The organism is Cephaloticoccus primus (assembly GCF_001580015.1).
GTDB classification, from domain to species: Bacteria; Verrucomicrobiota; Verrucomicrobiia; order Opitutales; family Opitutaceae; genus Cephaloticoccus; species Cephaloticoccus primus.
Genome location: NZ_LSZQ01000013.1, coordinates 15,840 through 31,635 on the forward strand (window position 1 = coordinate 15,840; position 15,796 = coordinate 31,635).

The following is a 15,796-nucleotide window of genomic DNA, read 5'->3' on the forward strand; positions in this document are numbered from 1 at the left end:
CGGGGCGTGCCCATCTGCGATCTACCCAACGGTGCCCGGTGAGGCGCGGAGCGGGCTGCTTTATTTGGGCGCAGCTATCCGGCGAAGGTGATGCAGACGGCACTGGGGATGGTGGCGGTGCTGCTGGGCGCGGTGGCGGGGAGGCCGGTTTCCTGGTCGATCAGGAAACTGCAAATGGTGCCCGTATCCTGATTGGCGGTGACGAGCCAGCGTCCGCAGGGGCAAACGGAAAAGTGGCGCGGGTTGCGGCCGCCGGAGGGCGTGTGGCCCAGCGGGCTGAGGCGTCCGCTCGCAGCATCGAGCGCGAAGGTGGCGATGCTGTCGTGTCCGCGATTGGAGGTGTAGACCCAGCGTCCGTTGGGGTGGACGCGCACTTCGGCGGCAGTGTTTTCGCCCGAGAAATCGGCAGGGAGCGTGGGCTGCGTGTCGATGAGCGTCAGTGCGGCGGTCTCGGCATCGTAGGCGTAGCTGCAGAGGCTGTTGTCGAGTTCGTTAACGACGAGGAGATGCCTTCCATCGCGGCTAAAAGCGGCGTGTCGCGGGCCCGCGCCGGGAGCGGCAGCGGTGAAGGGCGCAGGCGCGGGGCTGAGCGTGGCCTGCTCGGGGGCAAGCGCGTAAGCATAGATGCGGTCGAGCCCGAGATCGCAGACGTAGGCGTAGCGACCGTCGGGCGAGAGCGTCGCGCTGTGAACGTGGGCGGCGTCCTGGCGGCTGGGGTGTGGGCCTGTGGGGATGCCGGGTTGGTTGTGATCAATCCGGCTTTGCACAGGGCCGAGGCTGCCATCTGCGCGAATCGGCAGGCTGGCGACGAGGCCTTTGTGATAGTGGGAGGCGATGACGACGCGCGCGCTGGGGTCAACTGCGAGGTGGCAGGGAGGCTTGCCTCCGGCGCCGCTCGAATCGTGTTCAGGCGAGAGCCTGCCGCTTGCCGGATCGATGGCGAAGGTGCTGGCGAGGGCCTCGCTGCCGCTCACGGCGTAGAGCCGGCTTTTGTCAGGCGAGAGGCTGAGCCAGGTCGGATTGTCGGTTGTGGCGACGAGCTCGGGCGTGGATAGCGCCCCGCTGGGCCGGTCGATCAAGAGCGTGTAGATGCCTTGGGAGCCTTTGCCGGTGTAGGTGCCGACATAGATCCGCCGCGGCGGCGGAGGAGGAGGAGTCTTCGACTCATTTTCTGGGCGCGCGTTCGTTGCCCGCGCGTCCGCCGACTCGCCTGTCACTTCGTTTTGAGGATTTGCGCCAGCCGCGCGTGTGGTCGTTGAAGTCGGAGCGGCTGCGGTCGTTTCGGATTTGGGAGGGTTCACCGTGCTCATGCGTTTCGGGCTGTGTTTACGAAGTGGGTATAGGCGCGAGGGAGGGCTCGGCACCGATTGTGCCGTGAAGCTCGGCGAGGTAGGCGGGGGACTGCACGTGGGCGAGGCGTTCCCGCGCGGCGCGTAGCCGCTCGGCGATGCCGAGCCGCTGGGCTTCGCTCGCGTAGCTCTCGCGCTGGAGGAAGCTTTCGAGGTAGTCGCAGTGCCGCTGCCATTGCGCGCAGTCGATTCGCTGTTTGGCGTCGAGCCGCTTGCGATACCAGTCGCTCTGGCGGATGGCCGCCGTGTCGAAGAGCGCGCGGAAGGCGGCGTCGGCGAGCGTCTGGCCCTCGTAGTGACCGTCGCGCATGAGGTGTAGCAGTGCGCGCAGCGGCGGGCAGGCGAGCGCGATGCTGCCATCGGCGAAGTAGTGTTCGGCGACTGCGCGCTGAGTGGAGACGATGTTGTCCATCCCGTCGGCAAATTCGTCGAGGGACTGCTTCTCGGGGCGCAGCATTTCCTCGCTGAAGACGACGTGCGGATGGTTAAACACGCGCCCGCAAAAGTGGGACACGAAGCGGCGCGTGATCCGGTAGCCGAGCCGGCTGGCGAGCACGGGGCGGCCTGCGTGCTCGAAGTCTTCGCAGCGCTCGAGGTAGCCGCCCGCGATCAGCGACTCGGGCCGGCGCTCCTCGGTACCCATGCGGCACCAGACTTCGGGGATGAGCAGGCTGATGTCGTGATCGACGCGGGCCTTGGGCCCCACGCAGCCCGCCGACGAGAGAAAGCCCGCGTAGCCGGTGACCGCGTAGGAGACCAGCGTCGCGTTGAGATCGTAGATCGGCGGCAGCGCGTTGAACGGGCCTTTGGTCAGCGCGCCCTCGGAGCCCGCGCCGGTCGTCGAGGGCGATTTCCCGGTCAGGCTGCAAATAAACTCCATGAACAGCTCGGGCAGCTCCATGTAGTGCAGTGGCCCGTAAACGGCGAGCGAGCGGATGCCCGCCTTTGGCGCGGCGGGGTTGTTGCGGCGGCCGGCGAGGACGGCGTTGACCGGCGTGTACACGGGCTGGCCCAGCGGGACTTTGCGCGCGAGGTGCAGCCCGACTTGGGCGACGTAGGTCTCGCGCGGGGCGCGCAGGTTGGAGCGGACTTGCAGGTAGCGCGGGTTTTTCGACGGGCGGCCCTCAACGAGCCGTGGATGCGCGGAGGAGACGAAGTACTCGGGCGAGCCCTCGCAGGCGCGGCGGATGAGGGCCTGCATGGGCGGTGTAAACTGATCGAGCCGCAGCGCGTCTTCGACGAGCGCGCGCGCATCCGCCGTGGTGAGTGCTTCGTAGTTGGAGAAGAAGTTATCCTCTTGGGCGAAGTCGCTCTCGGTCTGGTGGTCGTAGCCGCGGCGGATCGCTTCGTCGGGCCGCTGGAAGAGCCGGTACTCGCAGTTGTGGACAAACTTGAGCGATGGCTCGGCAGTCGCGCTGGCGAGCCCCTGGCCGAGCGCGGCGCGGGGCACGACGACGGAGCTGGTGATGTCGTCCTCGACCTGGATTTTCAGCGCGGGCTGGAAGTCCATCCGCAGCCCAAAGGTGCGCCAACCGCCATCGGGGCGAAAGCCGACGCGCAGGAAATTCGCATCGATGCGGTGCCCCTCGAAGCGCAGCTCATTGGCTGCGGTGCCGTTGACGATGTCCACGCCGAAGCGCGTGCGCCAGTCCGCGCCCCACTCGGGGCGGTAAAAGCGTTTTACGGTGAAGACCAGCTCCTTGATGTGCTGCGGGATGGTCTGGAGCCACGCGTTGTACTCGGGGGAAAACTCGGCGCGCGAGGGCGTCAGCAGCTTGATGACCGAGCCGAGCGAGCGCTGGTCGCTCAGGATGGGGCGCTGGTCGCTGCCGCGCCGCGCCGCGTCGGCGAAGCGCTGGCTGTAGTCGTGTGCGAGCAGCTCGGCGACTTGCGCGAAGTCGTTTTCAAAATCCATCACAAAGACCGGCCCACCGTGGGTCGCGTCGGAGAGGCTCTTGGAGATCTCGGACTTGCCGCCGCCGGAGACGGTGCAGGGCTTGTGCGCGAGCATGCCCTCGGCGTTGGTGCCGACGAGTCGCCAGGTGCGGCTGTCGCGCGGTTTTTCGAGGTGCACCTTGTATCCCGAGGGCAGGATGTACACGTGGCCGACCCGCAGCGGATGCGTGACCGTGCGGCCCGCGTGTTGCCAGGTGACGTTCGCGCCCTCGGTCAGGGTGAAGCGTGCATCGGCGGGCACGTAGACGATCCCCGGGTACTCGCGGTCGAGTGCGCTGCCGTCGGGCTGGGGCAGCGCGTGCTCGCCGAGCAGCGCGAGCGCATCCTCCAGCCGGTGCGGGTATTTTTTAAACACGCGTGTGGCCTCAAAATCTTCCGACAGGTCGTAGCGCGTGAACAAGAGCGCCCCGCCCGCGTGCTCCTCTTCGGCGAGGCCGTACAGGTTCGTCGCGTAGCTGATCTGGGTCTTAACCTCCTTCTTGCAGTAGCCGAAGTAGTTGTCGGAGAGGAGCGTCACGATGACGCCGGAGGCATCGCGTGCGGTCACCTTGAAGGCTTTGCCGTCGTTGTAGAGCTCGTCCGGCTCGCGCCAGCACATGCCGTCGCGCTGCTGGCGCGGGCTCGCCTCGTCCCTGTGCGGGAGCCCGAGCTCGCGCTTGGTCAGCCGCGTGAGATGCGGCGCGAGGATGACGCAGCCCGTGTGCCCGCTCCAGTGCTCGGGGTCGAGTGCCGCATCGTTTTCGGGCAAGCGCGGGTCGCCCGCATTGCCGAAAATGCTCTCCACGAAGTCCAGGTTGCAGACCAGATTTCCCGGCGCGAAGAAGCGGATCTCCATCGACTTTTCGGCAGAGACACCCGCGACGCTCGGGCAAATGACGGGCCGCAGCAGCAGCGATAAAAAGCAGCCCGTGGGCCGCGTCGTTTCCGTGGCGTTCGCGCCAGATTGCTGCGCGAGTGTTGAGAGAAAGGGGAGCTCGGCCAGCTCGGCGGGCGGCCGCAGTGCGTGCGCGAGCAGTTGTCCAAAGACATCGACCGGCACGGCCTTCTTGTCGTCCGGAATCGGGAGCCCACTCTCGGCGATGTGGAAAAGCCCCTCAGTCGTGCGGCGGTCGCTGCGCGGGTTGTGCAGGACGCCCTGGCGGACGCGGTAGGAGCTGACGATCGGCGACTCGAAGTGGTCGCGATCTGGCGGCAGCGAGAGCGTGCGCGCCAGCCCGTGCCGATCGAGGACGAAGGTCGTAGCCGGAAGCTGCGGGGCGGCCTCGCCGAGGAGCGAGTCGAGGTAGTTCTGGATGCGGCGGTCGGCGGGGCAGAGCACGTGCGAGAGCAGCCGATCCTTCTCGCGACTGAGGGCGACGAGCCCGCTGGTGAGCGCGTCGAGCGCTGCCGGGCCTTCCTTGAGCGGAAAAGTCGGCAAGCCGAGGTAACGCAGTCTCAGGTTAATATAGAGAGGCAGCAATGGCTCATCCTGGGGCTCGGTGGGGGCAGCGCGTAACCCGATGCGGCTTAACTCTTCGGTAGTGGGAATGCCGTTCATTTGGACTCAGAACAAAGCGCGGCACCCGCCCGCCCCACCAGCAAAATCGCGCCCCGCCCGCGCGCTATTAGCGCGGCTGCGGCGGCTCGGTGGGCCCAGCTTGTAGAATCGTGGATGCGTGGTGAAAAAGGGAACACAGCGGCGATTCCCGGGGCGCTCGCTGCGGCGCAAGGCCGGTTGTGCTTCCGGCTCGCGTTCGCCTTTCGTTTCCGTCCCTCATCTCGGAGCTCCTTTTTCCCCCTCCTTTTTTTGTATGGCTGATTTTTTAGACAATACGCCCAAGTCGGACTCCAGGCGCTGCGAGCGCGCGCTGCTGGTCGGAGTGCAGACGCCAGCCATGCGCACGGGCGAGGCTGAGGAACTGCTCGATGAGTTGCGGGAGCTGGTCGAGAACTTGCAGATCTCGGTCGTGCATCGCGAGCAGGTCACGCTGCGCGGGCAGCCGACACCGGCCACCCTGCTGGGCAGCGGGCGCACCGAGCAGATCATCACTTTGGCGAAGCATCTGGACTGCGATTTGATCGTGATCGACGAGTCGCTGAGCCCCGCTCAGCAGCGCAATTGGGAAAAACTCTCGGGCATCGCGGTCATTGATCGCGAGGAGGTGATCCTGGATATTTTTGCGGATCGGGCGCAGACGCGCGAAGCGGTGCTGCAAATCGCGCTGGCGCGGATGGAGTACTCGCTGCCGAGGTTGGCCCGCGCGTGGACTCACCTTTCGCGGCAGCGCGGTAAGGGGAAGCTGGGCGGCGAGGGCGAGACGCAGCTGGAGCAAGACCGGCGGCTGGTGCGCGACCGGATCACGCGCCTGCGTGCCGAGCTGGCCCTTGTGCAAAAGCAGCGCGCAGTGCAGCGCAGCAAGCGGCTGCGCGTGCCGGTGCCGACGGCCTCGATCGTGGGCTACACCAACGCCGGAAAATCCTCACTCATCAACGCGCTGACGGGCGCCGAGGTGCTCGCTGCGGACAAGCTCTTCGCGACCCTGGATCCGACCACACGCCAGCTCCTGCTGCGCGGAAACCAGAAACTGCTGGTGACGGATACGGTGGGCTTCATCCGGCGGCTGCCGCATCGCTTGGTCGAGGCCTTCAAGGCGACCTTGGAGGAAACCATCGTCGCGGATTTTTTGATCCACACGCTCGACCTCGCGAATCCTAACTTCGAGGAGCACTACGCGACTACGCTCGGCGTGCTCGAAGAACTTGGCGCCGCCGGGAAACCGATCCTCACGGTTTTTAACAAAATCGATCTGGCGACGGAGGCCGACCGGCAGCGCGCGCGCCAGCTCGTGCCCGACGCGCTCTTCATCAGCGCGCACACGGGCGAAGGCCTCGACACGCTCGAAGCGCATTGCCTGGAGCTCATCGCCAACACGCAAGGCACGGCCGAGCTGCTCGTGCCGCACGAACGCTACGATGTAATCGCGCGCCTGCACGCCATCGGCCACGTGCAGGCCCAGGTGCACGACGAAGAAACAGGCATTTACGTGCGCGCACAAATCCCGCTCGCGCAGACCGGCTTCTTCAAACCCTTCGCCCTGAAAGGCGAGTGGCCCCGCAGCCTTAAAATTACCGATGCGCAGTTCACGCGCTCCACGCCAAACTAAACCGGTCAACGACCGCCACTGCGCGTGGGGCGGTGGTGGGTCGCCACCTCCATGTAATCGGGGAATCGGCCTCGTCGCTACGCGACAAAGCTCGATTTCCCGATTTGTCTCCCTGTCGCTTTGCGACAGGAAAGATGCCTTTAGCACGAATGAGTGGAAACTCCGCGTGGGCGAATTTTTTTAGTAAGGGGTAAATCTCCGGCCCGACCAAAGGTCGGGCATTCCCAACAGTGCGGCTCGGCGGCTAAGGCCGTCCTGCGCATCGCTCTGACGAGCCGCCAACGAGCGGCTCGCAAAATAAACGGGCCTTTGGCCCCGCTGCCCGGCATGGATTCGAACCATGACTAGGCGAGTCAAAGTCGCCTGTGCTGCCATTACACCACCAGGCATTACGGTCGTCTGGCAAAGAGGGGCGGGAGCTTGCGCCCCGCATAAGGAGCGTCAAGGCCGTTTCGTTTACGTCTCCTGTTGAGGCGCATCGGTGATTTGCCGCCCGCGTCGCGTTATTGGCCCGCCCGCGCCTTTTTCAGTTTGCTGACCTTTGGGGCGATGACGACGCGGCAGTAACCGGCGTGCGGGTTTTTCGCAAAATAGTCCTGATGGTAATCCTCGGCGGGCCAGAATTTTTCGAGGGGCACGAGCTCGGTCACGATCGGGCGGGCGAAGTTTTCCTGTGCGCGGGCGATTGCAGTTTCGGCGGCGGCTTTTTGCTCGGCGTCCTGATACAGGATGATCGAGCGGTATTGCGTGCCGACGTCGGCGCCTTGGCGATTGGGCGTGGTGGGGTCGTGTGCTTCCCAGAAAAAATCGAGTAGCTGCGCGAGGCTGATTTTTTCGGGATTGTAGCGGATGCGGATCACCTCGGCGTGGCCGGTCTCGCCGGTGCAGACGGCTTCGTAGCTGGGGCGTGGCGTGGAGCCGCCCGCGTAGCCGCTGGTGACGGAGTGCACGCCGGGCAGCAGTTTGTAGGCGGCTTCGGTGCACCAGAAACAGCCGCCGCCGAGGACGAGCGTTTGCGTTTTGGCGAGCAGGGCAGTGGGCGTGGCAGTCATGGCGATCAGTAAAAGGCAGAGGCGAGAGAGGGCGGATTTCATGGGCGTGGGGATTTCTGATTGCGAGCGTGTGCAGATACTGTGGGGGAAATGCGCGGTGCGCAAAAAACGAACACGAATAGTGTTGCCAAATAAATGCTCGAAGCACGCGCCGAGCCGGCTTACGTACGCTGCCCCATGAATGTCCGCCGTTTCGTGATCACGCTTTACTTGACGCTTTTTGGGGCGGGCGTCGTGGCGGCAGGCGTCTTTTTCTGGCAGGCGCAGCAGGAGTACGCGGCCTTGCGCGCGAATGAGCAGCAGACTCAGGCCAAGCTGGTCGAGGCGCAGCGAAACTTGAGCGAGCAGGAGCGTACCCTGGAGCGGCTGCAAAACGACCCTGCCTACGTGGAGCGGGTGATCCGGCAGCGGCTTGGCTATGCGAAGCCCGATGAATACATTGTGCGGATTCGCGAGTGAGCCCTCCCGCCATCCCCGTCCGTCCGCTGCGTGCGGCGGCCCGCGCATGCGCTCGCGCGCGTCCCTCGCAATTGCGGCCTTGCTCCCCGCCGCCGCTCCGCGCGGCTCCGCGCCCAGGCGCCCTCCGGTAGGGCGACGACTCTTTAGCGTTTTTTTTAAAAATTCATGCCAACTCACGCGTTAATCGATGCCTTCCGCGCCGCCGGGCAGGGGCAAGTTTTCAGGTTTTTCGACAAGCTGGACGAGGCGGGCCGCGACCGCCTGCTCGCGCAAGCGGCCGAGATCGACTTGGGCGAGCTGGCGCGGCTGAAGGCGACCTTGCTGGGGGAGTGCAGCGCGGCGGGTGAGGGCCGTGTGGGAGGCGGCGCGGCGGGTGGTGCGGGCGTTGATTTGAGCGATCTGGAGCCTGCGCCTTACGAGCCGCTGCCGGAGCACGGCGGCGACGCGGCAGAGTGGGCAGCGGCGCGCAGCGCCGGCGAGGCGGCCCTGCGCGCGGGCCGCGTGGCGGCCTTTACCGTGGCGGGTGGGCAGGGGACGCGGCTCGGCTTCGATGGGCCGAAGGGCACTTTCCCCGTGACGCCGCTGCGCGCGAAATCGCTTTTTCAGGTGTTTGCCGAAAAGCTGTTGGCTGCGCAGCGCCGCTATGGTCGCCCGCTGCACTGGTTTATCATGACCAGTACCCAAAACCATGAAGCGACCGCGCAGTTTTTCGCCGAACACGCGTACTTCGGTTTGGCGCCGGAGCGCGTCCACCTGTTTCGCCAAGGGCGGATGCCTGCCGTGGATTTTGAGGGGCGCATTTTGCTGGAAGCGCCCGACCGCATCGCGATGAGCCCGGACGGGCACGGCGGCTCGCTGCGCGCGCTGTCCCGCAGTGGCGCGCTCGACCTGATGGCGCGCGAGGGCATCGACACGCTGAGCTACTTCCAGGTCGATAACCCGATGGTGCGCTGCATCGATCCGGCCTTCATCGGCTGGCACTTGCTGCGCGGCTCGGAGATGAGCAGCAAGATGCTGCCCAAGGCGCACGCGGCGGAGAAGCTCGGGCACTTTTGCATGCAGCGCGGACGGCTCGTTGTCGTCGAGTACTCGGACTTGCCGCAAGCCATGCAGGAGGAGCGCGCCGCAGCGACCGGGGAGCTGCGCTTCAACGCGGGCAGCATCGCGATCCACCTCCTCAACCGCGAGTTTGTCCGGCGGATGAGTGCGGGCGGCGCGGAGTCGCTGGGCTTTCATCGCGCGGACAAGAAAATCCCCACGCTCGACGAGACCGGGCAGCCGCTGAGCCCGCCTGCGCCCAATGGCGTGAAGTTTGAGCTATTCGTCTTCGACGCGCTGCCCTTTGCGCGAAATCCGGTCGTGATCGAGACCTCCCGCGCAGACGAGTTTTCGCCGGTTAAAAATGCGACCGGTGCAGACTCACCGCAGAGCTGTCGCGCCGATCAACTCCGCCAATACGCGCGCTGGTTTGCGGCGGCGGGGCTGCCCGCCGGGCAACTCGCGCCCCTCGCTCTCGACGCGAGCGGGCTGCCGCAGATCGGCCTCGAGGTGTCGCCGCTTTTTGCCGAAGACGCCGCATCGTTTGCCGAAAGCTGGGCCAAACTCTCGCCGCCACCACCGATTGCCGATGGGCTCTACCTGGAGTAGTCGCTTGGCCCGATCTTTGAGTGGCATCCCGCTTGGCCGCGCTAAACGGTTTCCCGTTTTTTTCATTACCTTCCCGCTCTGCCCTCGGCTCCGCTTCTCCTTTTCCCGATTTTTAAAAAAATGACGCTTCTTGAAAAACTCGAAACCGCAGCGGCGGAGCAAAAGCTCCTCCCGACTGCGCTGGAAAACCTGAAAAAATTCCTCGCGGCGGGGCTGCCTGCCTGGGCGCAGGAAAGCATCGGCGAGCTCGTGGATGCAGGCCAATGGGCTGAGCTTAACGACCGCTTTTATGCCTTCATCTCCTTCGGCACGGGCGGTATGCGCGGGCGCACTATTGGCAAAGTCTCGACCGCCGCCGAGCGCGGCGAGACGGGCGCGGATCACGCGGCGATTGGCAGTAACCTGCTCAACGACTTCACGCTCCTGCGCGCGGTGATCGGCCTGTACCGCTACACGCAGCGCTACCTCGCGGAGGGCGCCTCGGCGCCGGCTGCGGCCCCCGCGTCCACGCTGCACGCCACTGCTGCGGGAGCTTCACATGCGCCGCCGCGTCCGCGCCTGGTGGTGGCGCATGATGTGCGGCACTTCTCGCGGCATTTTTGCGAACTGGCGGCCTCGACTTGGGTAAAGCTTGGCGGCGAAGCGCTGATTTTTGACGGGCCGCGCTCGACGCCCCAGCTCAGCTACACGCTGCGCGCGCAGCGGGCGCACGCGGGGATCGTCATCACCGCCAGCCACAACCCGCCGCACGATAACGGATTTAAAGCCTACTTCGACGACGGCGCGCAGATCGTGCCGCCGCATGACAGCGCGGTTGTGGCCGAGGTGGGCGCGGTGCCGCTCGCAGAGCTCGCCGTGTATTTGGTCAAAGACCTTTCCGAGGTCGTGACCCTCGGCGCGGAGGCCGATGCCGGCTACCGCCGCGCTGCGCGCTCGGCCCTCATCGACCCCGAAGTGCTGCGCCGCACAAAGCTGCGCGTCGTGTTCACCAATATCCACGGGACGGGTGCAATCGCGTCGGTGCCCTTGCTCGAAGACGCGGGCTGCGAGGTGCTCACCGTGCCCGAGCAACTCGCCTTCGACGCGCGCTTCCCGAGCGTGAAATCTCCCAACCCCGAAAACGCCGAAGCGCTGAGCCTGGGCGTGGCACTGGCCGAGGCGCGCGGCGCCGACGTTGTGATGGCGACCGATCCGGACTGCGACCGGATGGGCGTCGCCGTGCGCAACCGCAGCGGGCAGATGGAGCTTTTGACGGGAAACCAGATTGGCGCGCTTTTGGCTGACTACCGGCTCTCCCAATACAAGGCTCAGGGGCTGATCCCCGCCGCAGGCAGCGAGCGTGCTTGCCTGCTGAAAACCTTTGTGACGACGGGCCTCCAGGACGCGATCGGTGCGGCGCATGGCGTGAAGGTCGTCAACACGCTGACGGGCTTTAAGTGGATCTCGGCAAAACTGCGCCGCTACGAAGAACAGGCCGCGCGCGCGCTCGCCGAGGCCACCAGCTCGGCGGGCTCGCCGAACTCGGGTGAAGCCGCGCCCCGCCTCGATTCGCTGGGCTGGCCCGAGCGGGTGCGCGCCCTGCAAACGCACTCGGCCTTCCTCGTCCTCGGCTCCGAAGAAAGCTACGGCTACATGCCCAACGACCTGGTGCGCGACAAAGACGGGAACACCGCTTGCCTGATGTTTGCCGAGCTCTGCGCCGCCCTCAAGGCGCGCGGGCTCACGGCGGGCGAGGCACTCGACGAGCTCTACCTCCGGCACGGCTTCTACCTCGAAGGCACGATCAACCTCTACTATGAAGGCGCCAGCGGTAAGGCGAAGATCGACCGCATCCTCGCAAGCTATCGCGCGAGCCCGCCCAAGAACTTCGGCGAGTGGCGCGTCACCGAATTCGAGGACTTCGGCCGCCAGGATTTTTACGATGCCGATGGCGAGCGGATCCCCAAGCAGGACCTGTACTTCGTCACGCTCTCCAACGGCTATCGCTTCGCCGCGCGCGGCAGCGGTACCGAGCCGAAGATGAAGTTCTACCTCTTCGCCAGCGAGCCAGTCGCCAGTGCCGCCGAGCTTCCGCGCGTGAAGGCCGAGACCCGCGCGACCCTCGCCGAATTGAGCGAAAAAATCGAAGCCGACGCCCGCTCCCGCACCGAGTGAAGAGACACCGGTGACACCTCCATTTTCGCTGGCAGAGGACGGCGCCTCAACGAGTGCGCCGTCTAAGTAAAAAAGGGTCTGTGACCCTTCTACTCACTGCGCGTGGGGCGGTGGCGTGTCGCCACTCCCATTGAATTTGCGATTTTGCCCGTGCGCTGCGCGCCCAAGCAAAATCGCAAATTTAACGGACCATCCCCCCAGTCGCGTTGCGACTGGGAAGAAGACATCAAATGCGGATGGAGCGGCTACCCATTTGGGCGCGGCGAAAAAGTTGACGGGTTACATTTCCGACCCGACCTCAGGTCGGGAAGCTCTTACTATGCGGTTTGTGTGTCGGGCCAAAGGCCCGACACACAAACCGCATAGTAAACGGGTGCAGGCACCGCCTGCCGCCGCCCGCCTAGGGCCGCCTCACGCGTAGTGGGGAGGAGTTCTACGCGCTATGTGCGGTGGGGCACTGCTTAATACCAATCGGTGGCGAAACCTTGGGTGGCTTTGATGGCGATGACGCCGAGGTTTTTTGTCGCGTGGGCGACGATGCAGGGCAGCAGCGAGTGGCGCGGGTTGAGGCGCGAAAACCTCAGGTAATAAAACCACAGCGAGGCGGTGAACACGACGGCGGTGCTGAAGGCGCCCTTGAGCGTGAGTGTGAGCCGGAAACCCGCGTCCTGCCACTGCCATAAAAACGGATGCAGCAGCGCGAAGAGCGCGGAGGCTGCTACGATGCCTGCTGTGCGGGCGGCTGTGCCGCGCCCGTTGACGACGAGGTAGCCGCGAAAGATGAGTTCTTCGATAAAGGCGGCGGCCAGTGTGTAGAGTGCGAAGAGTGCGGTGATCGTGCTCTGCTCGCCGACGATGCCGAGCTGGTATTCGCCGAGCGTTTCGGCGGCGAGGAGCGCGAGGCTGCCGAGGGCCGCGACCGCGAGCGCGCGCGGGGGAGCGAGGCTCGCGCCGGGCAGCGGCGCCGGTAGTGTGTCGGGCGGCGGGGGACCTTGTCCCCTGTCAGTTTGCACGCGTCTCGTTGGCCGCGTGCTGCCCGCTAGTGCTGCGTCACGCGTTGCTTGCGCGGCGCGGCTCTTGCACGCCGCTTGCTCAGCAGTGCCAGCGGCTTCGGCAGTCTCGGCGGCGGCGTTGCCCGCTGCGCCGTGCCCTTTCGTCTCCCTCATCACATCGGCCCACCACAGCTTTGCGAGGTAGAGGGCGAAGCCAGTCAGGGTGAGAAGCAGTAGCGGGTTGTTACTCATGATTTTGGCAGCGAGTATTGATTAGCCAAGTGGGCGGTCTCACCTACAGTCCGAATTTTTTTATGAACCGCGCCCTTCCTGTTGAGCCGCTTGCCGATCCCGTGCCAACCGCGTCCTCTTTTGCGGCGGTCTTTGCGCGCCTCAAGCCTCACATGGCGGCGCTGGATGCGTTTTTGCGGGAGCAGGTGGCGGCTTTTGAGCCCGAGATTCGCGAGATGGCCGATTACTGTATCGATACGTCGGGCAAGCGAATCCGGCCTGCGCTGGTTTTCCTAAGCGGTTGGCAGGGGGAGGGCGAGGTGCCGGCAGAGCTGGTGCGTGCTGCGGCGGTGGTCGAGCTCGTGCACCTGGCCACGCTGGTGCACGACGACATTATGGACGAGGCGGAGCTGCGCCGCAGTCGCGAAACGGCGGCGCGCAAGTTCGGGCCAGTCACGGCGGTGCTGCTGGGCGACGCGCTTTTCGCGCAAGCGCTGTCCCTCGCTGCGCAGTTTCCGACGACGGAGGTTTGCGCGCACGTGTCCGAATCGACGCGCCGCGTGTGCGCGGGCGAGATCGTGCAGACGATGCGTCGCCGCTCGGCGCGGATCAGCCGCGAGGATTACTGGCGGATCATCGACCTGAAAACGGCCGAACTGTTCCGCGTTTCCTGTTTTCTGGGGGCGCGGCTTTCGGGCGCGCCCGCTGCCCATGTGCAGGCGTCGGCAGAGTTTGGGCGGCACCTCGGCATCGCTTACCAGATCTACGACGACCTCGTGGATTTTTTTGGCGACGAGTCGCGGATCGGCAAAACGCTGGGGACGGACTTCGCGAGCGGGAAACTCACGCTGCCGCTGCTCGTGTTGATTGAAAGCCTCGCGGCGGATGAGCGGGCCGCGCTTTTGGCTGAGATCAACGGCCAGCGGCCTGTGCAGATGGCGCGGCGCTTGGAGCAAATGCAGGAGTTGAGGGTTTTTGAGAAAGTCGCTGCCGAGGTGCAGGCGGAGATAGAGGCGGCCGAGCGGGCACTCGCACCTTGGCCGCAAGCCGCCGCGACACCGCTGCTCGGCGGGCTCTGCGGTGTGCTGCGCGCCCAAGTCGCCGGACTGCGCCACAGCTAGGCAGCCTTGGCGCGGAGCTGCGGCGGGCAGGTGTTTTTCCGCAGCAGTTTGTCATATAATCGGCTCTGCCGGCGTGGCATCGCGGCGCGCCCGTGCTCAAAAAACCATTTGCGCTACCTGTGCGCTTGGCATTTCGTCGGCCCCACGATGGAAGCGGTCAGGACCTTTAGCCGAACGCTAGCAGCGACCCACGAGCGGCAACAGGAGGCCGATGCGGACTGGCTCGTGGTGCAGCGCGTGCAGGCGGGCGAGGTCGCCGCCTTTGACGAGCTTATTACGCGCTACCGTGGCCGCGTTTACGGGATGGTCTACAACATGACCTCCAACCGCGAGGATGCCGCCGATCTGACCCAAGACGCCTTCATCAAGGCCTTCCGGTCGATCAACCGCTTCCAGGGGCAGTCCTCTTTTTTCACCTGGCTGTACCGGATCGCGGTCAATACGACGCTCACCCACCTGCGCAAGAACCGGCTGCGCAGCTTTTTCAGCCTGGAAAAAGTCGACGAAAACGACCGCCAGTCCGCCGAAGTGATAGAGGCGCTCACCGATAATTCGGGCGCTGAGCGCGGCACCCTCGTGAGGGAACTTCAGGAAAGATTGAACGAGGCGATGCAAAAACTCTCTATCAAGCACAGAACCGTGGTGACTTTATTCGAGATAGATGGCCTTAGCCATCAGCAGATTGCCGAAATCATGAACTGCTCGGTGGGCACGGTCCGCTCGCGGCTACACTACGCCAAGCAGCAGTTACAATCCGAGTTGCAAGTTTTCCTGCGCACATGATGACCCCCGATAACGATCAGCCGAAGGTGACTCTGGAGCAGCTCCTCCGCGTGAAGCGTGCGGAGCGGCCCGCGCCCGAATTCTGGGCGCAGTTTGATCGCGACCTGCGTGAGAAGCAGCTGGCTGCGATCATCGAGCCGCGCCCGTGGTGGGCGCCCTTTATCCGCGTCGGCAGCAGGCTGGCGCGCTACCAGGTGCCCATCGGCGCAACCGCGGTTGTGGCGCTTACCTTGCTGACCGTGCGCCAGTACGAGGCGCCGCCACCCGGGGCGATTGAGCCTGTGCGCACCCAGCCCGCCGAGCAGGCGGGTGGCGGGGCGACCTTGGCCGCAGTGGAGCCGAGAGGCGAGATAGCGGCTGCTGGCCCTGCGGCGGCTGTGCCGTTGCGGGAGCGGGAGCAGGCTCCGGTACAGGTTTTGGCGAGCAAGGAGGACTCCGATATGCAGAGCAGCAGCAGCCTCGGCGCGGGTGCCCTGCTCGGTGGAGCCGCCGAGACGCGAGCGGAAGCTCGCGCCGCTGACTCCATCGCTTCGCGGATGGTGGCTACCAATCTGGAAGTGGTGCAGAACAGCGAGCCAGAGCTTCTGCCGCTTGGCCTGCATCATGTCTCCGGCCTGCAAATCGTGTCCGCGCAGTCGGCTGCCTCCTATGCTGCCGATGGCGAGCGGGTCGAGCCGCTCGCGCAGAGCGGGGCAGTGGTCGCGCAGCGCCGCTCCAGCCGCCTGCTTGCCAGTGCCTTGCCCGCCGTCGCGTCGGAGGAGACGGCAGTCGCTGCCGGCGCAGTCACCCGCTCGGCACTGCGGCTTAATCGGTCGATCTCCGAAGAGCGGCTCTATGACTCGATGCGCCGCAGCGGCGGCCTGAGCGAGCGCATGGCTATTAAATTTTAAGCGTGCTGGGCGCGGCCGC

The 15,796-nt window shown here is 65.4% G+C and carries 11 protein-coding genes and 1 tRNA gene; 7 read left to right on the forward strand and 5 right to left on the reverse strand.

Annotated elements, in window-relative coordinates:
* Positions 1-74: 74 nt before the first annotated feature.
* Together AXK11_RS01745 and AXK11_RS01750 are read right to left on the reverse strand one after the other, a co-directional pair.
* A complete protein-coding gene (locus tag AXK11_RS01745) occupies positions 75-1,310 on the reverse strand; it encodes a lactonase family protein (RefSeq protein ID WP_068628731.1) in 1,236 nt (411 codons plus the stop codon).
* Positions 1,311-1,326: 16 nt separating this feature from the next.
* On the reverse strand, positions 1,327-4,842 hold the full coding sequence (locus AXK11_RS01750; RefSeq protein ID WP_068628733.1) for a PPi-type phosphoenolpyruvate carboxykinase family protein: 3,516 nt from the start codon (positions 4,840-4,842) through the stop codon (positions 1,327-1,329).
* 253 nt (positions 4,843-5,095) lie between these two features.
* Here AXK11_RS01750 and hflX point away from each other — a divergent pair, with 253 nt between their 5' ends.
* A complete protein-coding gene (hflX, locus tag AXK11_RS01755) occupies positions 5,096-6,448 on the forward strand; it encodes a GTPase HflX (protein WP_068628735.1) in 1,353 nt (450 codons plus the stop codon).
* 318 nt (positions 6,449-6,766) lie between these two features.
* On the opposite strand, the gene AXK11_RS01760 is transcribed toward hflX, so the two are convergent.
* Both AXK11_RS01760 and msrA read right to left on the reverse strand, forming a co-directional pair.
* Positions 6,767-6,837: transfer RNA gene (locus tag AXK11_RS01760), tRNA-Gln, on the reverse strand.
* Positions 6,838-6,951: 114 nt separating this feature from the next.
* Positions 6,952-7,500 carry a peptide-methionine (S)-S-oxide reductase MsrA gene (msrA, locus tag AXK11_RS01765; RefSeq protein ID WP_068628797.1) on the reverse strand — a complete coding sequence of 183 codons (549 nt, stop codon included), beginning with the start codon at positions 7,498-7,500 and terminating at the stop codon, positions 6,952-6,954.
* A 177-nt stretch (positions 7,501-7,677) separates the two neighbouring features.
* On the opposite strand from msrA, the gene AXK11_RS01770 reads away from it, so the two are divergent.
* The 3 genes from AXK11_RS01770 (at position 7,678) to AXK11_RS01780 (ending at position 11,760) form a co-directional block, all read left to right on the forward strand.
* Positions 7,678-7,959, forward strand: coding sequence for an FtsB family cell division protein (locus AXK11_RS01770; protein WP_068628799.1), 282 nt, complete (start codon positions 7,678-7,680; stop codon positions 7,957-7,959).
* A gap of 165 nt (positions 7,960-8,124) precedes the next feature.
* Entirely contained in the window at positions 8,125-9,606 is a 1,482-nt protein-coding gene (locus AXK11_RS01775; RefSeq protein WP_068628737.1) for a UTP--glucose-1-phosphate uridylyltransferase, read from the forward strand.
* 120 nt (positions 9,607-9,726) lie between these two features.
* Positions 9,727-11,760, forward strand: coding sequence for a phospho-sugar mutase (locus AXK11_RS01780; protein ID WP_068628739.1), 2,034 nt, complete (start codon positions 9,727-9,729; stop codon positions 11,758-11,760).
* Between the two features lie 461 nt (positions 11,761-12,221).
* On the opposite strand, the gene AXK11_RS01785 is transcribed toward AXK11_RS01780, so the two are convergent.
* A complete protein-coding gene (locus AXK11_RS01785) occupies positions 12,222-13,004 on the reverse strand; it encodes a CPBP family intramembrane glutamic endopeptidase (RefSeq protein WP_068628741.1) in 783 nt (260 codons plus the stop codon).
* Between the two features lie 62 nt (positions 13,005-13,066).
* Here AXK11_RS01785 and AXK11_RS01790 point away from each other — a divergent pair, with 62 nt between their 5' ends.
* From AXK11_RS01790 to AXK11_RS01800, 3 genes are all read left to right on the forward strand, one after another.
* Entirely contained in the window at positions 13,067-14,104 is a 1,038-nt protein-coding gene (locus AXK11_RS01790; RefSeq protein ID WP_068628742.1) for a polyprenyl synthetase family protein, read from the forward strand.
* Positions 14,105-14,251: 147 nt separating this feature from the next.
* A complete protein-coding gene (locus AXK11_RS01795) occupies positions 14,252-14,887 on the forward strand; it encodes a sigma-70 family RNA polymerase sigma factor (RefSeq protein ID WP_068628801.1) in 636 nt (211 codons plus the stop codon).
* A complete protein-coding gene (locus AXK11_RS01800; RefSeq protein ID WP_197456752.1) occupies positions 14,884-15,777 on the forward strand; it encodes a hypothetical protein in 894 nt (297 codons plus the stop codon). Before AXK11_RS01795 ends, AXK11_RS01800 begins: the two co-directional genes overlap by 4 nt.
* Positions 15,778-15,796 lie beyond the last annotated feature (19 nt).